Origin of the sequence: Plantactinospora sp. B5E13 (assembly GCF_039871775.1) — a bacterium.
Classification (GTDB): domain Bacteria; phylum Actinomycetota; class Actinomycetes; order Mycobacteriales; family Micromonosporaceae; genus Plantactinospora.
Map to the genome: position 1 here is coordinate 179,371 of NZ_JBDPLT010000004.1, position 21,447 is coordinate 200,817.

Consider the following 21,447-nt stretch of genomic DNA (forward strand, 5'->3'; position numbering starts at 1 on the left):
TGTGGGGTGGAGATGACAGAACAGACACCGGCGCCGCGACGGCGGCGCCGCATTCGGAAGGCAATTCTTGTCACGGCGGGCGTGCTCATTGGTATTCCAGCGCTGCTTGCGACCGGCTTGACCGTGTGGGACGGCGGAGCCAACCTCGATCCGCAGCGGGAGCTGCTGCCGGGTGTCGCGATCAACCTGCGGACCGCCGAAACGGAACGAGGCCCGATTGAGTACGACCTGCACGGCACCGACGGTCCGGTCGTGCTGTCCGTGCATGCCGGGTTGGGTGGCGCCGATCAGGGCCGACTGTTCGCGAGCTGGCTGCAGGACGACGGGTATCGGATCCTCAGCCCGTCGCGTCCCGGGTACCTCGGCACTCCGTTGAGCAGCGGGCGGACCCTTGACGAGCAGGCCGATCTGCTGGCAGCCCTGCTTGACGAGCTTCACATCGACCGGGTCGGCGTCCTCGCCGTCTCGGCAGGCAGCCCGGTCGCGTACACCTTCGCCGCGCGCCATCCGGAGCGGGTGTGGGGACTGGTCTCGATCGGCGGCGTGAGCCTGCCCAACCCTGATGCCTCGGCCACCTCGCCGCTGCGGGCCGCCTTCGTGAACGCGATCGTCCAGAAGCTCGCGAAGCTGACCGCATCGGTCTCGCTTGAGTCGATCGTGTCCAGCACCCTGAACGAGACCAGCACGTTCACGGATGAACAGAAGGCGGAACGCGCTCGCTACATCATGGACACGAAGGATGTCCGGCTCTTCTTCGAGGCGATGTTCGAAACGACCTTCCCGTACGAGAAGAGAATGCCGGGCACCGCCAACGACTCGCTGCAGACGCGAGAGATGGGCATCGCGTTCGACCGCATCACCGCGCCGACGCTTATCCTCCACGGCACACAGGACGGCGACGTGCCGTTCGAGCACGGCGCGAACGCCGCCGCGCGGATCCCCGGCGCTCGGCACCACTGGATGCCGGACGAAGAGCATCTCGGGTTCTGGCTAAGCCCCCGGGCCGAGGACGCCCAGCGCGCCGCGAGGGCGTTCCTCCACGAGCACGCCCCGCAGAGATAGCGGCTTTCTCTGCCGCAGCGAGGGCCTTCCCGGCCGCGTCTACGAGGTCTACGTCAAGATGTCGACGGCGTGTGGCCACACGTGCACAAGGCGGCTCCCACGACCCTTGACCACCCAGCCATCGCCCTAGCTGAACGGCGTTGGTGCTAGACCTCCACCACCGTCGGTACGATCATCGGCCGCCGCCGGTACGCGTCGTTGACCCAGCGCCCGACCGTGCGGCGGACGATCTGCTGCAACTGGTGCGGGTCGGTGATGCCGTCGGTGGCGGCCCGGCTGAGCGCCTCGGTGATCAGCGGGATCACCGGGTTGAACGCGTCCGGGTCGTCAGAGAAGCCCTTGGCGGAGACGGTGGGACCGCCGACGACCTTGCCGGTCACCGAGTCGACCACCACGGTCGCCGAGATGAACCCGCCGTCGCCGAGGATCCGGCGCTCGGTGAGCAGCGACTCGCCGACGTCGCCGACGGCCAGGCCGTCGACGTAGACGTACCGGCTCTTGACGTGTCCGACCACCCGGGCGTGCCCCTCGACCAGGTCGACGACGTCGCCGTCCTCACAGAGCACCACCCGGTCGGGCGCCACCCCGGACTCGATGCCGAGTCGGGCGTGCGCCCGCAGGTGGCGCCACTCGCCGTGCACCGGCATCAGATTGCTCGGCCGGGTGACGTTGAGCAGGTAGAGCAGTTCGCCGGCCGGGGCGTGCCCGGAGACGTGCACCTTGGCGACGTCCTTGTGGATCACGGTCGCGCCGGCCCGGGAGAGCTGGTTGATCACCCGGTAGACCGAGGTCTCGTTGCCGGGGACGAGTGAGCTGGCCAGCACCACGGTGTCGCCCGGGGCGATCGTGATGTGCCGGTGGTCACCGGTCGCCATCCGGCCCAGTGCGCTCATCGGCTCGCCCTGCGAGCCGGTGGACATCAGCACGATCTGGTCCGGCGGCAACGCGGTCGCCTCGTCGAGCCCGACCACCAGGCCGGGCTGGATCCGGAGCAGGCCGAGATCACGGGCGATGCCCATGTTGCGGACCATCGACCGGCCGATGAAGGTCACCTTCCGGCCGTGCTCGGCCGCCGAGTCGAGGACCTGCTGCACCCGGTGCACGTGTGAGGCGAACGAGGCGACGATGATCCGGCCGCGCGCCTTGGCGAAGATCGAGTCGAGGACCGGCCCGATCTCGCGTTCCGGGGTGACAAAACCGGGGATCTCCGCGTTGGTCGAGTCGGAGAGCAGCAGGTCGACACCCTCGGCGCCGAGCCGGGCGAAGCCGGCCAGGTCGGTGATCCGGCCGTCCAGCGGCAGCTGGTCCATCTTGAAGTCGCCGGTGTGCAGGATCAGGCCGGCCGGGGTACGGATCGCCACCGCCAGCGCGTCCGGGATCGAGTGGTTGACCGCGAAGAACTCACACTCGAAGGGCCCCAGCCGCTCCCGACCGCCCTCCCGGACGGTCAGCGTGTACGGCTCGATCCGCCGTTCGGCGAGCTTCGCCTCGACCAGCGCCAGGGTGAACTGCGACCCGACGAGCGGAATGTCCGGCTTGTGGGCGAGCAGGTACGGCACCGCGCCGATGTGGTCCTCGTGCCCGTGGGTGAGCACGATCGCCTGGACGTCGGCGAGCCGGTCGAGGATCGGCGCGAAGTCCGGCAGGATCAGGTCGACGCCGGGTTGCTCGACGTCGGGGAAGAGCACCCCGCAGTCGACGACCAGCAGCTTGCCGCCGTACTCGAAAACCGTCATGTTGCGCCCGATGGCGCCCAACCCGCCCAGCGGGATGATCCGCAGGCCGCCCTCGGGCAGGTCGCCCGGCGGCTCCAGCTCGACACCCGGCTGGCTCATGCCCTCACTCCCACCCAGTTGTCCCCGTCCATGCTCGCCTGCCACCCGATTCCGGTTCGCTCACTCATGCCGCCACCTCGCTGCGCTCGGCACCGGCATGAGCCGTCAACCCGAGCCAACCGATTCGCTCGCTCCGCTCGCTCATGCCGGCAGCTCCAGGCCGGCGGCGGCGCAGTCCTCGCGGAGCTGGGCGATCTCGGCCTCGGTGGCGTCCACCAGCGGCGGCCGTACCGGCCCGGCCGGCAGACCCTGCGCGGTGAGCGCCGCCTTGACCAGGATGGTGCCCTGGGTACGGAAGATGCCGGTGAACAGCGGCAGCAGCCGGCGGTGCAGGGCCAGCGCCTCGGCGGTCTCGCCCCGGTCGTACGCCTCGATCATCCGCTTGGTGAGCGCGCCGGTCAGGTGGGTGGAGGTGCCGACCAGCCCCACCCCGCCGATGCCGAGCGCGGCCAGGGTCAGCGCGTCCTCGCCGGAGTAGACGGCCAGGTCGGTCCGGCTGGTCACCCACGAGGTGGCGACCAGGTCGCCCTTGGCGTCCTTGACCGCCACGATCCGCTCGTGCTCGGCGAGCCGGACCAGCGTCTCGGTGGCGATCGCCACTCCGGAGCGGTGCGGGATGTCGTAGAGCATCACCGGCAGCCCGGTGGCGTCGGCGACCGCGGTGAAGTGCCGGACCAGCCCGGCCTGCGGCGGCTTGTTGTAGTACGGGGTGACCACCAGCAGCCCGTGCGCGCCGGCCTTCTCGGCGGCCCCGGCAAGCTCGATGGTGTGCCGGGTGTCGTTGGTGCCGACACCGGCGACCACCCGCGCCCGGTCACCGACCGCCTCGACCACGGTCCGGATCAGCCGTTCCTTCTCCGCGTCGGTCGTGGTGGGCGATTCGCCGGTGGTGCCGTTCACCACGAGCGCGTCGTTGCCCTGCTCGTCGACGAGGTGGGCGGCGAGTGCGGCCGCTCCGTCGAGGTCGAGCGAGCCGTCCGGGGTGAACGGGCTCACCATGGCGGTCAGCAGCCGCCCGAACGGACGGGGTGCCGCCCCGTCACCGGCGGCAGGGTGGTGGTGGGTCATGCGAACAACCTATCGGAATCGCGCCGCCGGGCCAGCAGGGAAGAGGTCAGGACAGCTGGGCGTACGGGCTGTCGGCGATCTCGGTGCCGTCCAGCAGGGTGCTGATGGTGAAGTCTGCGAAGACGTTCGGGGCGACCCGCTGCAGCTGGCGCAGGCACTCCACGGCGAGTTCGCGGATCTCCACGTCGGCACCCTCGGTGGCCCGCATCGCCACGAAGTGCCGCCAGGCCCGGTAGTTGCCGGTCACCACGATCCGGGTCTCGGTCGCGTTCGGCAGCACCGCGCGGGCGGCCTGCCGGGCCTGCTTGCGCCGCAACGTCGGGTTCTCGACGTCCGCGAACCGTCGCTCCAGCCCCTCCAGCAACTCGTTGTACGCCCGCAGGCTCGCCTCGGTCGCCTCGACGAACCGCTTGTGCAGTTCGGGGTCGTCGGCGATCACCGACGGCTCGACCATCGCGGCCTCCCGCTCCGGGACGTACCGCTGGGAGAGCTGTGAGTACGAGAAGTGCCGGTGCCGGACCAGTTCGTGGGTGAACGAGCGGGACACCCCGGTGAAGTAGACCGTGACGGTGCCGTGCTCGAGCACCGACAGGTGCCCGCTCTCCAGGATGTGGGTCAGATAACCCGCGTTGGTCGCGGTGGCCGGGTTGGGCTTGCGCCAGGACTGGTAGCAGGCCCGGCCGGCGAACTCGGCGAGCGCCTGGCCCCCCTCGGCGTCGGTCGACCAGGGTACGTCCTCCGGCGCCTCGAAGTGCGTCCACGCAATGACCTTGACCTGCGGCCCCACCATCTCCGGCATTCCTGCGACTGTAGTAGGCCGGCCCGGGCGGCCGGGACACCCTCCCCCCTCGGCGCGCCCGGTCGACGTCTCAATCTATGAGCGTCTATGTTGCCGACCCGTGGACTTTGTGTTTCGGTCATACCAGAGGTACCGGTTTGACCGGATCCAGGGGAGGTACACCATGAGTCCATATAGGAGGCTTCGGCACGGGCTACCCGGCGTCGTCCTGCTGCTCGCGATCGGCGTACCGGGCCCGGCCGGGACCGCGTCCGCCGCCCCGGCCGGCCCGGGCTCGACCGGCCCGACGACCCGGGCGGGTCTGACCGGGGACGGTCCGACCGCCGGCACCGGACCCCGGACCGTCACCCTGATCACCGGCGACCGGGTGACCGTCGTCGCCGGCGACAAGGCCAGCGTCGAACCCGGCCCCGGACGGGCGGAGATCCAGTTCCTGACCCGCCGGGTCGCCGAACGGCGGTACGTGATCCCGGTCGACGCCCTGTCCCTGCTGCGCGGCGGACAACTCGACGAACGGCTCTTCGACGTCACCACCCTGCTCGAGTTCGGCTACGACCGACGCACCGACCTGCCGCTGCTGGTCACGTACGCCGGAGCCGACGCCCGCAGTGCCGGGCAGCGCCAGGTGACGGCGGCCGGCGCCCGGGTGGTCCGCGACCTCCCGCCGGTGGACGGCCTCGCGATCACGGTCGACCGGACCGGACTCGCCGGCTTCTGGACCGGCCTGGCCGGCGGGCAACCGACCCGCCCCGCGCTGGCCGCCGAGGTCCGGACCGTCTGGCTCGACGGGCTGCGCCGACCGGCGCTCGCGGAGAGCGTCCCGCAGATCGGCGCGCCGACCGCCTGGGCCGCCGGCTACGACGGCACCGGGGTCACCGTCGCGGTACTCGACACCGGCATCGACGAGACCCATCCCGACCTGGTCGGACGGGTCGCCGGGCAGCGGAACCTCACCGAGGGGACCGAGGACGACCGGGACCTGGTCGGACACGGCACCCACGTCGCCTCCACCGTCGCCGGGACCGGCGCCGCCCGGTTCACCGGGGTCGCCCCCGGCGCGCGGCTGCTCGACGGCAAGGTCTGCGCCGGTGGTGGCTGCCCCGAGTCCTGGATCATCGCCGGCATGCAGTGGGCCGCCGAGCAGGGCGCCCAGGTGGTGAACATGAGTCTCAGCGGGCCGGACAGCGTGGGCGAGGACCCGGTCGAGCAGGCCGTCCGACGGCTCACCGACGAACACGACACCCTTTTCGTGGTCGCCGCCGGCAACACCCCCGGCGCGGGCACGGTCGGCTCCCCCGCCACCGCCGACGCCGCACTCGCGGTCGGCGCCGTCTCCAAGTCCGACCGGCTGGCCGGCTTCTCCAGCCAGGGCCCCCGGATCGGCGACAACGCCATCAAACCCGACCTGACCGCGCCCGGTCTGGACATCGTCGCCGCCCGCAGCGCCGACTCCGGACCGGACGTGCCGGACGGCACCGGGATCAGCATGTCCGGCACCTCGATGGCGGCCCCGCACGTCGCCGGCGCCGCCGCGATCCTCGCCCAGCGCCGGCCGGACCTGCCGGCGGCCCAGCTGAAGGCCACGCTGATGGCCGCCGCCCGGCCCGCCACCGACCTCGACGTCTTCGCCCAGGGCGCCGGCCGGCTCGACGTGGCCCGGGCCATCGGCCAGCGGATCACCGCCGACCCGCCGAGTCTCGGGTTCGGCCGGCAGGTGTGGCCGCACGACGACAACACCCCGGTCAGCCGTACCGTCAGTTACCACAACCTCGGCGACACCCCGGTCACCCTGCGGCTCGCGGTCGACGCCACCGACCCGGCCGGCACCCCGGTGCCGGCCGGGATGTTCCAGGTCCGGCCGACCAGCGTCACCGTGCCGGCGGGCGGCACCGCCGAGGCGACGGTCACCGCCGACACGGCCGGCACCGGCGGGCCGCTCGGCCGGCTCACCGGCCAGCTCGTCGCCGCCCCGGACACCGACGAGGACAACGGCAGCATCGTGCTGACCCCGGTCGCGGTGGAACGGGAGGTGGAGAGCTACGACGTGACGGTGTCGCACCTCGGCCAGGACGGCGCACCGACCGACGGATACCTGAGCATGCTCGCCGGCCTGGACGGCACACACGCCGTCAGCGTGCCCGGCGCCGCGACCGGCAGCACCACCCTGCGGGTGCCGAAGGGCCGGTACGCGGTATTCGGCGCGATCACCAGCCCGGTCGACGGAACCTACCTGACCAGCATGGTGGCCCAGCCCGAACTGGACGTCGCCGCCGACCGGACGGTCACCCTCGACGCCCGGCTCGGCGCGCCGCTGTCCGTCACGGTCCCCCGCGACGACGCGAAACAGGTCTTCGCCGAACTCGCCGCCTCGGTGCTGGCCGCCGGACGCACCGTCGAGGTCGGCACCCTCGGCGGCACCTTCGACCGGATGCGGGTCGGCCGGATCGGACCCGACGTCGCGGTCGACGGCTTCGTCTCCCGGATCACCGCCACCCTCGGTCCCGCCGACCCGGCCGACACCTCGTACGCGTACCAGCTCTGCTGGCTCACCGAGCAACGGATGCCGACCGGGTTCACCCGGCAGGTGACCGAGACCGACCTGGCCACCGTCCGGGCCGACCACGGGCACGAGTCGTCCGGCAGCACCGGACGGAAGCTCGCCTGGGCAGTGCTGCCGGAGTCGACGATGGGCGGCTTCGCGCACGCGATGACCTTCCCGCTGCCGTCCACCCGGATCGAGTACTACACCACCGGAGGACGTGGCCAGTGGTTCCGGTCGGTCGACGAGATGACCGGGACCGGTGACCAGCAGGCGTACCTGACCAGCCTGGTGGCGCCGCCGCTGGCGTACCGGGCCGGGGAGTCGTACCAGGAACAGTGGAGTCGGGGCGTCTTCGGGCCGACGGTGGCCGCGCCGCCGTACGAGCACCAGTGGGTGACCCGGGGCGGCGACACCCTGCAGATCCAGACCCCGCTCTACGGCGACGGCTTCGGCCGGGCCGGCTTCTCGTCGATCGCCACCGGCCGGATAACCCTGGAGTCCGGGGGCCGCCCGCTGGCCGAACTCGACGGGCTGAACGGCACCGTCGAGGTACCGCCGGAGGAGGCGGACTACCGGCTGACCATGACCGCGGAGCGCGGCGGCCCGGCGACGCTCTCCACCCGGGTCGAGGTGACCTGGACGTTCCGGTCCGGCCACGTGCCCGGGGAGAGCCCGGTCCGGCTGCCGGTCTCCACGGTGCGGTTCGCGCCCCGGGTCGACAACGACAACACCGCGCCGGCCGGGCAGACCGGGACCGTGCCGGTCACCGTCACCGCCCAGCCGGACTCGCCGGCCGGGGCCAACCAGAGCCTGACCGTCGAGGTGTCGTACGACGACGGGAAGACCTGGGCGCCGGTGGAGGTCACCGCCGGTCAGGTGGTCCTGCGGCACCCGGAGGACGCCGGCTACGTGTCGTTGCGGGCGAACGCCACCGACACCGCCGGCAACACGGTCAGTCAGACGGTGATCCGGGCGTACCGGATCGGCTAGACGGCCCGTTTCGGCGGCGTACCCGGATCTCGGGTGCGCCGCCGGACCCGCCGCCCTCCGGGTTCTCCGCCCGCACCCTGCACGGCCCTCAACGGCGCGGTGCGGCCCACTGTCCTCGGGACGCCGGTGCAACCACGGTTGGTGGGCGGAGCGAGTGACCCGCCCGGTGATCCTCCGGTGGCTACCATGGCGTTGATGACAGCCGCCATTCGTGTCCAACTGCGCCGATCGCTCACCGTGATCCGCGTGGTGGCGGTACTGGTCGGGCTCGTCGGGCTGATCTTCATGCACCAACTCGTCGGTACCCCGATCATGGATGGTCACCACCCGTCGCCTGCGGCGGGTGCGGAGATGAACGATGCCGGGCTCCAGGTGGCGGGTCTGGACCCGGCGAGTGCGGTGCTCGCCGGCCCGGACACACACTGTCCGCCCGGGGATTCCCACTGCCCGGGCCTGCCACACGGGCACCCGGGGCAGGTATGCCGGGCCACCATGCCGGGTCATGGGCCGGTTGCGCCGGCGCCGGCTCTTCTCCCGGTTCCTGGCGCGCTGCCGCTGCCGGTCGCTGTGTTGTCTCCACAGACGGCGGCGAACGAGGCGGCCGACGGCAGCGGCTGTGGTCCTCCGTCGCTGTTTGAACTGTCTGTCTGGCGCGTCTAGGCCGACTCCCGGCCCGGTTACCGATCCCACCTGCTCAGCAGGCGGGGCGTCGGGCATCTCGTCGTGAACTCGAACGGCTATCAGGGAGTCGATAACCCATGCGTATCAACCGAACCATCATTCGATCCGTCGTGCTGACGGCTGCCGCGATCGGCGCCGTCACCGTCACCGCCGCCTGCGGTGGTGACGGGCACGGCAGCGGTCACACCGCCGAGCAGCCGGCCACCGCGACCAGCGCACCGGTCTCCACGGCCGGACACAACCAGGCGGACATCGCCTTCGCCCAGGGCATGGTCCCGCACCACCAGCAGGCCGTACAGATGGCCGAGATGGCGGAAAGCCGAGCCAGCGATCCGCAGGTCAAGTCCCTGGCCAGCAAGATCAGGACGGCTCAGCAGCCGGAGATCGACCAGATGACGGCCTGGCTGCGGGAGTGGGGAGCGGCGACGGCGTCCGCGTCCGCGGGCGGGCACGGCATGCACGGCGGCATGCCCGGGATGATGACCGATCAAGACATGGCCGCCATGGAACGGGCCAACGGTGACGAGTTCGACCGGATGTTCCTGGAGATGATGATCCGTCACCACCAGGGCGCGGTGCAGATGGCCAGCACCGAAGCGCAGCAGGGCCAGAACCCGGCGGCGAGGAGCCTCGCGGAGAAGATCAAGGCAGACCAGACGGCGGAGATCAGCCAGATGCAGAGCCTGCTCAACAACCGGTAGGACGGCACGGTCCGGCGTGCCGGTTCGCGGCGCGCCGGACCGCTACACCCGACACGCTGCCGGCGCTCGCCGTCGATGCCGACACGACGAGGGGTGTCCCGGCACCAGGTCGTGCCCGGGACACCCCTCGTCCCCGGGTTAGAGGACCCGCCTGACCGGGCTGGCCAGGGTCGGCTGGACGCTGGACCAGGTCGCCCAGTCAGACGTGTCGCCCAGTCAGACGTAGAGCGAGTCGAACGGGGCCCAGGGCAGGTTGCGGACCACCGAGAAGACCATCCAGACGGCGAGGAAGATGCCGATCATCTTGGGTGTGATCTGCAGCTGCGGCAGCCGCCAGCCGAACGCCAGCCGACCGGCCCAGGCGACGTAGAGGTAGAGCAGGAACGGCACCGCGAAAACGAACAGCAGGTGGTGGCGGGCGGCGGCCGGCAGGTCGGCGTGCAACAGGTACCAGGCGGCCCGGGTGCCGCCGCAGCCGGGACAGTCCAGGCCGGTGGTGAGCTTGAGAATGCAGGAGGGGATGGCATCGGGGGCGCTGCGCGCCGGGTCGGCCCAGAGGGTGTAGCCGACCGCTCCGGCGATGCAGCCGAGCGCGGCCAGCGGCGCGGCCCAACGCGGCAACCGGGCCTGCAGCCGGTTGACAAAACGGGTGATCCGGTCCGGCTCCGGCATCGGATACGGCGGCAGCGGATACGGGTACGCCCCCACCGGGTGACCGTGGCCGTCGTACGTCCCCGGCTGCCCGGGGTGACCCGCCGGCGACTGATCGGCGTGGCCCACCGGCGACACCGTGTCGGCCACCACCGGACCGGCCTCGCCGGAGCGGCTCTCGTCGCTGCCCGTCATCACATCCCACCCGTCCGTCGAGGCGCCGCTGGTCGCCGTACCCGAGGTGTCGCCGGTCGGCCCAGTATGCCGGGGCGCGGTCCGCCGGCTGGTCTCACCGTACCCCGACCACGCCGGCGAGGGCGGCGGCGAGCGGCCCGGCGAGATCGCCACCGGTCGGCGCCGCCACCGCCGCCAGACCGAGCCAGCCGGCAAGTCGGTACAGCTCGGCGGCGAGCGCGGTGGCTGTCTCCGCCCGATCGACGCCCGGCTCGACCCAGGCGGCCGGCACCAGGAGTACGCCGTTGCGGCGGTCCGCCTTCAGGTCGACCCGGGCGACGAACCGGTCCCCGAGCAGGAACGGCAGCACGTAGTAGCCGTACACCCGCTGCGGCGCCGGCACGTAGATCTCGATCCGGTAGCCGAAGCCGAACAGCCGCTCCGTCCGGGCCCGTTCCCAGATCAGCGGGTCGAAGGGGCTGACCAGGGTGGCGGCCCGGATCCACCGGGGCAGCCGCGCCCCGGCGTGCAGATAGGCCGGCAGGCGCCACCCCTGCACGGCGACCGGCCGCAGCTCGCCCGTCTCCACCAGCTCGGCGATCGCCCTCCGGGCGGCGGCGACCGGCAGCCGGAAGTAGTCCCGTAGCTCCGGCTCGGCCGCCACGCCGAGCGACCGGGCCGCGACGCCGACCAGTCGCCGGTACGCCTCCGGCCCGTCCGGGGTCGGCGTGGCCAACACCTCCGCCGGCAGCACCCGCTCCGGTACGTCGTACACCCGGGCGAACGAGCTGTTCCGGGCGGCGGCGGTCAGCTCGCCAGCCCAGAAGAGGTACTCGCAGGCCTGTTTCACCGACGACCAGTTCCAGCCCCAGTTACCGGTCCGCCGGGGCGCGTCGTGCTCGATCTCGGCGGCGGTCATCGGGCCGTTGGCGTGTACCTCGGCCAGCACCCGGGCGACCAGTTCCGGCTGCTCGACGGCGATCCGGCGCATCCCGCCCCAGGCGTCGCTGTGCGCGGCGGCCATCCGCCAGCGCAGGGCCGGCTGCAGCTCGACCGGGATCAGCGACGCCTCGTGGCCCCAGTACTCGAAGAGGTCCCGGGGCCGCCGGTAGGCCGCCCGGTCTAGCAGCTCGGTCGGGTACGACCCGAGCCGGCTGTACAACGGCAGGTAGTGGGCCCGCTGCAGGACGTTGACCGAGTCCATCTGGAGCAGTCCGACCCGGTCGAGCACCCGACGCAGGTGACGGCGGGTCGGCACGGCGGTCGGCACGGGATCGGCGAAACCCTGGGCGGCGAGCGCGATGCGCCGGGCCTGGGCCAGGGACAACGAGTCGGGAACAGCCATCGGCGACGACCCTAACCCATCTCACCGACAGCCCCGGGCGCCAGGAAGGGCGCCTTGCTATCAGCCCTCGGCGGTCAACTCGAGCGGCCGGGGCGACGGCCGGCGCCGGGGCGGCTCGGGTTCCGTCGCCGGCCCCGGTTCCGTCGCCGGCTCGGTGCCGACGCCCCGGGCCGGTCCCCGCAGCGGCAGCGCCAGCAGCAGCGCGAGACTGATCCAGACATAGAAGTTGCTGCCCAGGAAACCGAGTACGCCGTCGAACCGGCGTTCCCAGATCCAGACCAGTCGACTGATCAGCACCAGGTACGCGAAGATCGCGAAGCCGAGCAGGGTGCGACGCCGCCGGCTCCCGGCCGGTGCCCGGTACGCGTTGTCGACCAGCAGGATGAGCGCCGGGATCAGCCAGACCAGGTGGTGCACCCAGGTCACCGGGCTGATCAGGCTCTGCACCACGCCGGTCAGGGCCAGCCCGGTCGCCTCGTCACCGGCGGACGCGGCGGGACGTACCCGCCAGATCCAGACCGCGACGGTCGCCGCCACCAGCAGCAGCCAGGCCAGGGTGCTCGGGTGGGCCGGGTCGAGCCGGGCGACCACCCCCTGCCACGACTGGTTGGAGATGAACGACAGACTGCCGACCCGGTCGGTGTCCCAGAGTGCGGTGGTCCAGAACTCCCGCGACGCGTCGGGGGCCACCGCGGCGGCGACCAGGGTGACGGCGGTCGCCGTACCGCTGGCCACCAGCGCGGCCCGCCAGCGTCCGGTGATCAGCAGATAGACGATGAAGATGCCCGGGGTCAGTTTGATCGCGGTGGCCAGTCCGATGCCCACCCCGGCGAAGCGCCGGTAGCGGGCCGGCAGCCGCCGGCCGAACGGGGTCACCGGCGCAACCAGCCAGAGCAGGTCGACGCCGACCAGGAAGAGCAGCAGCATGTTGACCTGGCCGAAGTTGACCGTCTCGCGCATCGGCTCGAAGGCCGCCGCCAGGCAGAGCGCGACGGCGAGGGTGAACCAGCGGGTCCAGCCGGTACGGCGGGCGATCGGGTCGACCAGCCACCAGATCAGCAGTGTGCTCGCCAGGACGGTGAGGGTCACGTGGATCACGATCGCCGTGTGCCAGCCCAGGTACGCCATCGGGTACATCAGCAGGGCGGCGAAGGGCGGGTAGGTGAAGCCGTACTTGCTGTCCGGCATCAGCCAGTCGTAGATCTGCCCGTCGGCCCGGACCCAGTGGTGTACGGCACCCCAGTACACGGCGAGGTCGAAGAAACCGTGCCGGACGGCGGCCACCGAGAGGAACCCGGTGACCAGTACGGCCAGCGCGACCACGAAGGGCACCTGGAACCTGGCCCGGGAGAAGGCACCCTGCGCCACTACCGTCCCTCTCCCCTTGCGTAGGCTCACCACTCATGGCTCTCGGGTACGTCCGCCCGGCGCGTCCGGAGGACGTCGCCGAGATCGCCCGCATCCAGCTCGCGACCTGGCGGGTCGCGTACCGGCGGATGCTTCCCAAGCATGTGCTCGACAACCTGGACGAGGCCTGGTTGGCGCGCAACTGGAGCGCGGCGGTCGAGGCTCCGCCCTCGGAACGGCACCGCGTCCTGGTCGCCGTCGAGCAGGCCGAACAATCGTATCTGGTGGGATTTGCCGCTTCCGGGCCCCCCGACGAGCAGGCGCTGGCACCGAACGAACCGGCGGAGGCGCTCGGTCCGAACGTGGTCGCGGTGACCGACCTGCTGGTCGAGCCCCGGTGGGGACGGCGGGGCCACGGCAGCCGGCTGCTCGCCGCCGCTGTCGACCTGTGGCGCTCCGACGGCTTCGACACGGCGGTGGCCTGGACCTTCGACGGGGACGCGGCGACCCGGAAGTTCCTCGGCGGGGCCGGTTGGGAGCCGGACGGCGCCGCCCGGGCGCTGGACGTCGACGACATGCTGGTTCCCCAGCTCCGTCTGCACGTCTCGCTGGAGGCGTGAGGAGGGGGCCATTCCGGTACGGGAATGACCCCTCCTGACGTCAGAGCGCGGCGGGGCGATCAGTCGAGCAGGGCGTCGATGCCGACGGTCAGGCCGGGGCGTCGCGGCGCCTCCCGGACCGCCAGCAGCACGCCGGGCATGAACGAGGCCCGGTCGAACGAGTCGTGCCGGATGGTCAGCGTCTCCCCGGTCGTACCGAAGAGCACCTCCTGGTGCGCGACCAGACCGGCGGCCCGTACGGAGTGCACCCGTACCCCGTCGACCTCGGCGCCGCGCGCGCCCGGCATCTCGTCCTTCGTGGCGTCCGGCGCAGGTCCGAGGCCGGCCTCGGCGCGCGCCTGGGCGATCAGCCGCGCGGTATGGGTGGCGGTGCCGCTCGGCGCGTCGAGCTTCCTCGGGTGGTGCTGTTCGATGACCTCGACCGACTCGAAGAACCGGGCCGCCCGCGCCGCGAACTGCATCATCAGTACGGCACCGATGCCGAAGTTGGGGGCGATCACCACACCGACGCCGGGCTGCCGGGACAGCCGGGTACGCACCTCGTCCAGCCGCTGTGCGCTGAAACCGCTGGTCCCGACGACCACGTGGATGCCCCGGTCGACGCACCAGTTCAGGTTCTCCATCACCGCGTCCGGGGTGGTGAAGTCGACGACCACCTCGGCTCCCGCGTCGGAGACGGTGGAGAGCGGGTCGTCCTGGTCGACAGTGGCCACCAGTTCGAGGTCGGCGGCGGCCTCCACCGCCTTGCACACCTCGGTGCCCATCCGGCCCCGGGCGCCCAGCACCCCGACCCGGAGCGGGTCGTCGGGCCGGTCCGGCGGCACGGCCGCGGCCTGCGACCCGCCCACCGCGGCGGCGCCGGACGACTCGGTCGACGTGTTGTGCACCGGTTCACGCTCGTCGCTCACGCGCCACAACCTATCCCAACGCGCAGAGTCGCCCGCACGCGGCATTCGTCCCGGTCAGCCACCCGGCCGGCGCGCCGGTCAGGCGGCCGGCGGGAGAGCCGACGCCAGCCAGCCGAGCTAGCCGGCGAAGTCGTCGGCGTCGAACGGGCCGACCACGGCGAGCGACATCGGTCGGGCCAGCAGGTCGGCGGCGAGCGCGTTGACCTCGTCGGCGCCGACCGCGTCGATCCGGGACAGCAGGGCGTCGACCGGGAGCAGGTCGCCGTAGAGGAGTTCACCCTTGGCCAGCCGGCTCATCCGGGAACCGGTGTCCTCCAGGTTGAGCACGTACGACCCCTTCGCCATCCCCTTGCCCCGGGCGAGTTCCGCCTCGGTGATGCCGTGCGCGGCGACCTGGGCCAGTTCGGCGCGGATCAGGTCCAGCACCTCGTCGACCTTGCCCGGGGCGCAGCCGGCGTAGACCGCGAACAGGCCGGTGTCGGCGTACTGGCTGGAGTAGGAGTAGACCGAGTAGGCCAGACCGCGCCGTTCACGGATCTCCTGGAAGAGCCGGCTCGACATGCCGCCGCCGAGCACGTTGTTGAGGACGCCCAGCGCGAAGCGCCGGTCGTCGAGCCGGCCGATGCCCGGGCAGCCGAGCACCACGTGCGCCTGCTCGGTCTCCTTGTGCTCGACGAGGCTGCCCGGTTTGCGGGGGCGTACCGTCGGCTCGGCCGGGCGCAGCGGTGCCGGCGGCGCGGCGTCGGTGTCGAGCGGGGTGCCCTGCAGCGCCTGCCGGACCTGCCTGACCACGGTGGCGTGGTCGAGGTTGCCGGCGGCGGAGATGACGATCGACGACGGGGTGTAGCGCCGCCGGTAGAAGCTCTGGATCTGCCGACGGGACATCGGCGTGATGGTCTCCTCGGTGCCGGAGATCAACCGGCCCAGCGGATGGTCGCCGTAGATCGCCCGGGAGAGCAGGTCGTGCACCTCGTCACCGGGCTCGTCGTCGTGCATGGCGATCTCTTCGAGGATGACGCCCCGCTCGGTCTCCACGTCGGCGGGGTCCAGCACCGAGTCGGCGACCAGGTCGCACATCACGTCGACGGCCAGCGGCAGGTCCTGGTCGAGCACCCGCGCGTAGTAGCAGGTGTACTCCTTGGTGGTGAAGGCGTTCGTCTCGCCGCCCACCGCCTCGATCGCCGCCGAGATGTCCAGCGCACCCCGCTTGTGGGTGCCCTTGAAGAGCAGGTGTTCCAGGAAGTGCGACACCCCGGACTGGGGGCGGGTCTCGTCCCGGGAGCCGACGGCGACCCAGATGCCGAACGAGACGCTGCGCATCGTGGGGATCGCCTCGGTCAGCACCCGCAGCCCGCTGGGCAGCACGGTACGTCGTACGGTGCCGCCGAGCGGGTCACTGTTGACCACCCGGGTGACCGCCCGGGCCGCCCCGCCACCAACGGCTACGGGGTTCGTTCGTTTCGCCCGGCTCACGGGACCACGGCTCCTCGGTGACGGGATCGGCGGGTCCGTACGCGTACCGCGCCGCGCCGAGCTGTCCGGCGCGGCGCGGTACGTACGGCAACCCTGTCGGGGAAATCCCCCGTGGATCAGCTGTGCCGGTTCCGACGACGACGCGGCTCGCCGCCGCCCTCGCCGCCACCCTCGCCGGCCTCCCGCTCGCCCCGGCTCGGGCCACGGTCGCCCCGGTCCCGGTCGCCCCGGTCGCGCGGGCCACGGTCGCCCCGGTCCCGACCGGCCGGCCGCTCACCGGCAGCGGCGTCCGGCGCCGCCGGGGCCTCCTCGCCCTCCGGCCGCACCTTGTCCAGGTAGATCTTGCCCCGGGCGTCGATGTCGGCGATCTGCACCTCGACCTTGTCGCCGACGTTGAGGAAGTCCTCGACCCGCTCGACCCGCTTGCCGTCGCCGACCTTGGAGATGTGCAGCAGGCCGTCGCGGCCGGGCAGCAGCGAGATGAAGGCACCGAACGCGGCGGTCTTGACCACCGTGCCGAGGAACTTGTCGCCGACCTTCGGCAGGGTCGGGTTGGCGATCGCGTTGATCCGCTCGACGGCGGCCTCGGCCGACGGGCCGTTGGTGGCGCCGACGTAGATCGTGCCGTCGTCCTCGATCGAGATCTCGGCGCCGGTCTCGTCCTGGATGGCGTTGATGGTCTGGCCCTTCGGCCCGATCACCATGCCGATCTTGTCGACCGGGATCTTCACCGTGGTCACCCGCGGCGCGTAGTCCGACATCGTCGCCGGGCCCTCGATCGCCTCCTGCATCACGCCGAGGATGACCTGCCGGGCCTCGTACGCCTGCTGCAGCGCCGCCGCCAGCACGTCCGACGGGATGCCGTCGAGCTTGGTGTCGAGCTGGAGCGCGGTCACGAAGTCCTTGGTGCCGGCGACCTTGAAGTCCATGTCACCGAAGGCGTCCTCGGCACCGAGGATGTCAGTAAGCGTCACGTACTCGGTCTTGCCGTCGACCTCGTCCGAGATCAGGCCCATCGCGATGCCGGCCACCGGCGCCTTCAGCGGCACACCGGCGCTCAGCAGCGCGAGGGTGGAGGCGCAGACCGACCCCATCGAGGTGGAGCCGTTCGAGCCGAGCGCCTCGGAGACCTGACGGATCGCGTACGGGAACTCCTCGCGGCTCGGCAGCACCGGGATCAGGGCCCGCTCGGCGAGCGCGCCGTGCCCGATCTCCCGCCGCTTCGGCGCACCGACCCGGCCGGTCTCACCCGTCGAGTACGGCGGGAAGTTGTAGTTGTGCATGTAGCGCTTGGACTTCTCCGGGGAGAGGGTGTCCAGCGCCTGCTCCATGCGGAGCATGTTGAGCGTGGTGACGCCGAGGATCTGGGTCTCGCCGCGCTCGAAGAGGGCCGAGCCGTGCACCCGGGGCAGAACCGCGATCTCGGCGCTCAACGGCCGGATGTCACGGACGCCGCGGCCGTCGATCCGGACCTGCTCGCGCAGCACCCGGGCCCGGACCTCGGCCTTGTTCAGCGAGCGGAACGCCGCGCTGATCTCCTTCTCCCGGCCCTCGAAGCTCGGCGCGAGCTGCTCGACGACCCGCTCCTTGACCCGGTCCAGGGCCTCCTCGCGGTCGGCCTTACCGGCGATCTTGAGCGCCTCGGCGACCTCGCCCCGACCCGCCTCGACAACCGCCTGGTAGACGTCGTCCTGGTAGTCCAGGAAGACCGGGAACTCGGTGACCGGCTTGGCGGCCACCTCGGCCAGCTCGCTCTGCGCCCGGCACAGCTCCCGGATGGCCGGCTTCGCGGCCTCCAGACCGCTCGCCACGACCTCCTCGGTCGGCGCCGGCGAGCCGCCGGCGACCAGCGCCACGGTGTGCTCGGTGGCCTCCGCCTCGACCATCATGATCGCGACGTCGCCGTCCGGCAGGGCCCGGCCGGCGACCACCATGTCGAAGGTGGCCCGGGCCAGCTCCTCGTGGGTCGGGAAGGCGACCCACTGGCCGTCCACGTGCGCCATCCGGGTCGCCCCGATCGGGCCGGAGAACGGCAGTCCGGAGAGCTTGGTGGACATCGACGCGGCGTTGATCGCGACCACGTCGTACGGGTGCTGCGGGTCGAGCGCCAGCACGGTCTCGACCACCTGGACCTCGTTGCGCAGGCCCTTGACGAACGACGGGCGCAGCGGCCGGTCGATCAGCCGGCAGGTGAGGATCGCGTCCTCGCTGGGCCGGCCCTCGCGACGGAAGAACGAGCCGGGGATCCGGCCCGCGGCGTACATCCGCTCCTCGACGTCGACGGTGAGCGGGAAGAAGTCGAACTGCTCCTTCGGCTGCTTGCTCGCGGTCGTGGTGGAGAGGACCACGGTCTCGCCGAGCTGGGCGAGGACGGAGCCGGCGGCCTGCCGGGCGAGACGCCCGGTCGAGAAGGTGATCTCACGGGTGCCGAAGGACCCGTTGTCGATCACCGCGGTGCGGTGCTGGTTGCCCAGCGTGGTGGTGGCGTTGGAGGTTTCGGTCATGGTGCGGTAGCACTCCTTCGATCGGGGGCCCACGACTGCCCTTGCGTCGTACGTTCCGACGCGAGACCGCGGCCGGAGAGCTGCTCTGACGGCCGGTCTTCGATCGAAGCGCCCGGGGTGCCGTGGTGTCGGCCGGCCCGGGGGCCACTACCGAGGACCGGTGCGTCGACCGGCTCCCGCAGGGTGGTCGCGCTGGCCCCTGGTTGGGGGTGGTGAAACGAGGCGGGTGGAGCGGCTGCCCCGGTGTCGACGCTCAGCGCGCCGGCGGACGGCCGCTCCGCCCGCTCATCTCACCTCCGCAGGCCGAGCCGCTCGATGAGCGACCGGTAGCGGTTGATGTCCTTCTTCTGCAGGTAGTTGAGCAGCCGGCGGCGGCGGCCGACCAGCAGCAGCAGACCACGACGGCTGTGGTGGTCGTGCTTGTGCACCTTCAGGTGCTCGGTGAGGTCGGCGATCCGCTTGGTCAGGACGGCCACCTGCACCTCGGGCGAACCGGTGTCGCCCTCGACGGTCGCGTACTCCTGCCGGATCTTGCTCTTGGATTCCTGGTCGAGCGCCATGTCTCCCTGTTTCCTGGATTGTCACGTCCGCCCGCGCCACCGGTCCTGAGTCCCGGCCGGTCGCGGACGGCCCCGCACCCGCGGCGTCGTGCAGGCAGGCGGGGCCACGCCGGTAACCCGACGTCCCGGTCAGATTACCAGCCTGCCACCCCTCGGCCGAGTCAAGGGCGCGGCACGGCGGTTCGCCGAGCCGTCCGGGCCGACGTAACCGCAGCTCAGCGCGGTCACGGAAGCAAGATCGACAAGGGCTCAGCCGAGCAGCGCACGCCGGGTCTGGGCCACGTCCTCGGCAATCTGCGCGACGAGCGGTTCGACGCCGTCGAACCGCCGGGTCTCCCGCAGGTACGCCACGAAGTCCAGGCTGAGCCGCTCCCCGTAGAGATCCTCCGAGAAGTCCAGGACGTACGCCTCGATCCGCCGCTCCTTGCCGGAGAACGTGGGATTCGTCCCGATCGAGACCGCGGCCGGCAGCCGTTCGCCCCGCTCCCCGGTCCGGCCGCCCCGGCGGATCAGCCAGGCCGCGTAGATGCCGTCGGCCGGCACCGCCGCGTACCGGTGGCAGAGCAGGTTGGCGGTCGGGAAGCCGATCTCCCGGCCGCGCTGGTCGCCCCGGACCACCACCCCCTCCAGCCGGTGCGGACGCCCGAGCGCCGCCGCCGCCGCGCGCACGTCCCCGGCCGCGACGCAGGCCCGGATGTACGTCGAGGAGAAGACGGTGTCGTCGGAGGCGACCAGCGGCGCACCCTCGACCGCGAAGCCGAAGGTACGGCCGAGCCGCTCCAGCAGCGCCACGTCACCGGCGGCCCGGTGCCCGAACCGGAAGTTCTCCCCCACCACCACCAGCGCCGCGTGCAACTGCTCGACGAGGACGTCGTGCACGAACGCCTCCGGCGACAGCCGGGAGAAGTCCGGGGTGAACGGCACCACGCAGAGCACGTCCACGCCGAGCGCCTCGATCAGTTCCGCCTTACGGGCCGGCTCGGTCAGCACCGCCGGATGCGAGCCGGGGCGGACCACCTCGGCCGGGTGCGGGTCGAAGGTGACCACCACCGACTGCACCCCGAGGTCCCGGGCCCGCTTCACGGCGTGCCCGATCATCGCCTGGTGTCCGGTGTGCAGACCGTCGAAGACGCCGATGGTGACCACCGAACGGCCCCAGCCGACCGGCACCCCGTGGTACCCCCGCCACCGCTGCATTCCGACTACTTCCTCTCCTGTCCGCCCTACCGACCCTGCCATCACGTCGCCCAGGTCAGGCCGGGGCGAGCACGATCTCCGCCCGGGCCCGCCCACCGCGCTCGCTGACGATCGCGATCAGCCCACCCTCCGGCCCGAAGACCGCGTACGGCCCGACGATGCCGGCCGGGTCCAGCGGACCACCGTGCGAGAGGACCTTCGCCTCGTCGGCGCTCGCCTGCCGCTGCGGGAAGAACCGCCGGGCCGCCCCGTCGAGCGGCAGGTTCACCACCTCCGGGGCCCGTTCCTCCAGTGTCGGCAGGGTCGACGCCTCGGCCAGAGTGAACCCGCCCACAGCGGTACGCCGCAGCGCGGTGAGGTGCCCGCCGACCCCGAGCGTCGCGCCGAGGTCCCGGGCCAGCGCCCGGATGTACGTCCCGGAGGAGCAGTCCACCGCCACGTCCACGTCGAGAACGGCCGACCCGTCGACGGTCTCCCGGCGGAAGTCCAGCACGTCGAACCGGGAGACGGTGACCCGGCGCGCGGCCAACTCGACCGCCTCGCCGTCCCGTACCCGTTTGTAGGCCCGCTGGCCGTCGATCTTGATCGCGCTGACCGCGCTCGGCACCTGGTCGATCTCACCGGTCAGCGGCAGCACGGCGGCGCGTACCGCCTCCTCGGTGACCCCGGCGGCGTCGGCGGTGCCGACCACCTCGCCCTCCGCGTCGTCGGTCACCGTCGACCGGCCGAGCCGGATCGTCGCGGTGTAGCCCTTGCCGGCCCCGATCACGTACGTCAGCAGCCGGGTGGCCCGGCCGACCCCGATGATCAGCACTCCGGTGGCCATCGGGTCGAGGGTGCCACCGTGGCCGACCCGGCGGGTCCGGGCCAGTCGGCGGATCCGGGCGACCACGTCGTGCGACGTCATGCCGCCGGGCTTGTCGACCACGATCAGACCGTCGGCGCCTGCGGGAGGGTTCACGGGCAACCAGCCTGCCAGATACCGCCACG

Annotated in this window: 17 protein-coding genes; 5 read left to right on the forward strand and 12 right to left on the reverse strand. The window is 72.0% G+C overall.

What is annotated here, in order from left to right; translation table 11 throughout:
* Positions 1 to 12: 12 nt before the first annotated feature.
* The gene (locus ABGB05_RS05995; protein WP_347652152.1) at positions 13 to 1,062 is read left to right on the forward strand and encodes an alpha/beta hydrolase; all 1,050 of its coding nucleotides are present in this window, start codon (positions 13 to 15) and stop codon (positions 1,060 to 1,062) included.
* Positions 1,063 to 1,208: 146 nt separating this feature from the next.
* Here the strand turns inward: ABGB05_RS05995 and ABGB05_RS06000 are convergent, their stop codons facing one another.
* The 3 genes from ABGB05_RS06000 to thyX all read right to left on the reverse strand — a co-directional run bounded on the left by ABGB05_RS06000 (position 1,209) and on the right by thyX (position 4,755).
* The gene (locus tag ABGB05_RS06000; protein WP_347652153.1) at positions 1,209 to 2,897 is read right to left on the reverse strand and encodes a ribonuclease J; all 1,689 of its coding nucleotides are present in this window, start codon (positions 2,895 to 2,897) and stop codon (positions 1,209 to 1,211) included.
* Positions 2,898 to 3,038: 141 nt separating this feature from the next.
* Positions 3,039 to 3,965, reverse strand: a complete 927-nt coding sequence (gene dapA, locus ABGB05_RS06005) for a 4-hydroxy-tetrahydrodipicolinate synthase (protein ID WP_347652154.1) — start codon at positions 3,963 to 3,965, stop codon at positions 3,039 to 3,041.
* A 46-nt stretch (positions 3,966 to 4,011) separates the two neighbouring features.
* Positions 4,012 to 4,755, reverse strand: a complete 744-nt coding sequence (gene thyX, locus ABGB05_RS06010; RefSeq protein WP_347652247.1) for an FAD-dependent thymidylate synthase — start codon at positions 4,753 to 4,755, stop codon at positions 4,012 to 4,014.
* Positions 4,756 to 4,927: 172 nt separating this feature from the next.
* Between thyX and ABGB05_RS06015 the strand changes: the two genes are divergently transcribed.
* From ABGB05_RS06015 to ABGB05_RS06025, 3 genes are all read left to right on the forward strand, one after another.
* A complete protein-coding gene (locus ABGB05_RS06015; RefSeq protein WP_347652155.1) occupies positions 4,928 to 8,296 on the forward strand; it encodes a S8 family serine peptidase in 3,369 nt (1,122 codons plus the stop codon).
* 186 nt (positions 8,297 to 8,482) lie between these two features.
* Positions 8,483 to 8,956 (forward strand): DUF6153 family protein, encoded by a 474-nt coding sequence (locus ABGB05_RS06020; RefSeq protein ID WP_347652248.1) that lies wholly within the window; start codon positions 8,483 to 8,485, stop codon positions 8,954 to 8,956.
* Positions 8,957 to 9,054: 98 nt separating this feature from the next.
* Entirely contained in the window at positions 9,055 to 9,678 is a 624-nt protein-coding gene (locus ABGB05_RS06025; RefSeq protein WP_347652156.1) for a DUF305 domain-containing protein, read from the forward strand.
* A 216-nt stretch (positions 9,679 to 9,894) separates the two neighbouring features.
* Here ABGB05_RS06025 and ABGB05_RS06030 read toward each other — a convergent pair whose 3' ends face one another.
* The 3 genes from ABGB05_RS06030 to ABGB05_RS06040 form a co-directional block, all read right to left on the reverse strand.
* Positions 9,895 to 10,524 (reverse strand): DUF2752 domain-containing protein, encoded by a 630-nt coding sequence (locus ABGB05_RS06030; protein ID WP_347652157.1) that lies wholly within the window; start codon positions 10,522 to 10,524, stop codon positions 9,895 to 9,897.
* Between the two features lie 94 nt (positions 10,525 to 10,618).
* Complete coding sequence (locus ABGB05_RS06035) at positions 10,619 to 11,848, reverse strand: crosslink repair DNA glycosylase YcaQ family protein (protein ID WP_347652158.1); 1,230 nt, start codon at positions 11,846 to 11,848, stop codon at positions 10,619 to 10,621.
* 60 nt (positions 11,849 to 11,908) lie between these two features.
* Positions 11,909 to 13,216, reverse strand: coding sequence for a glycosyltransferase 87 family protein (locus ABGB05_RS06040; RefSeq protein WP_347652159.1), 1,308 nt, complete (start codon positions 13,214 to 13,216; stop codon positions 11,909 to 11,911).
* A gap of 35 nt (positions 13,217 to 13,251) precedes the next feature.
* Between ABGB05_RS06040 and ABGB05_RS06045 the strand changes: the two genes are divergently transcribed.
* Positions 13,252 to 13,815: a GNAT family N-acetyltransferase gene (locus ABGB05_RS06045; RefSeq protein ID WP_347652160.1), complete on the forward strand. Its 564-nt coding sequence runs from the start codon at positions 13,252 to 13,254 to the stop codon at positions 13,813 to 13,815.
* Between the two features lie 59 nt (positions 13,816 to 13,874).
* On the opposite strand, the gene dapB is transcribed toward ABGB05_RS06045, so the two are convergent.
* The 6 genes from dapB to truB form a co-directional block, all read right to left on the reverse strand.
* Entirely contained in the window at positions 13,875 to 14,639 is a 765-nt protein-coding gene (dapB, locus tag ABGB05_RS06050) for a 4-hydroxy-tetrahydrodipicolinate reductase (RefSeq protein WP_347652249.1), read from the reverse strand.
* Between the two features lie 201 nt (positions 14,640 to 14,840).
* Positions 14,841 to 16,196 (reverse strand): pitrilysin family protein, encoded by a 1,356-nt coding sequence (locus ABGB05_RS06055; protein WP_347652161.1) that lies wholly within the window; start codon positions 16,194 to 16,196, stop codon positions 14,841 to 14,843.
* A gap of 116 nt (positions 16,197 to 16,312) precedes the next feature.
* A complete protein-coding gene (locus tag ABGB05_RS06060; protein ID WP_347652162.1) occupies positions 16,313 to 18,700 on the reverse strand; it encodes a polyribonucleotide nucleotidyltransferase in 2,388 nt (795 codons plus the stop codon).
* A gap of 290 nt (positions 18,701 to 18,990) precedes the next feature.
* Positions 18,991 to 19,260: a 30S ribosomal protein S15 gene (gene rpsO / locus ABGB05_RS06065; RefSeq protein WP_347652163.1), complete on the reverse strand. Its 270-nt coding sequence runs from the start codon at positions 19,258 to 19,260 to the stop codon at positions 18,991 to 18,993.
* Between the two features lie 249 nt (positions 19,261 to 19,509).
* On the reverse strand, positions 19,510 to 20,457 hold the full coding sequence (locus ABGB05_RS06070; protein ID WP_347652164.1) for a bifunctional riboflavin kinase/FAD synthetase: 948 nt from the start codon (positions 20,455 to 20,457) through the stop codon (positions 19,510 to 19,512).
* A gap of 55 nt (positions 20,458 to 20,512) precedes the next feature.
* The gene (gene truB, locus ABGB05_RS06075) at positions 20,513 to 21,418 is read right to left on the reverse strand and encodes a tRNA pseudouridine(55) synthase TruB (RefSeq protein ID WP_347652165.1); all 906 of its coding nucleotides are present in this window, start codon (positions 21,416 to 21,418) and stop codon (positions 20,513 to 20,515) included.
* Positions 21,419 to 21,447: the final 29 nt, after the last annotated feature.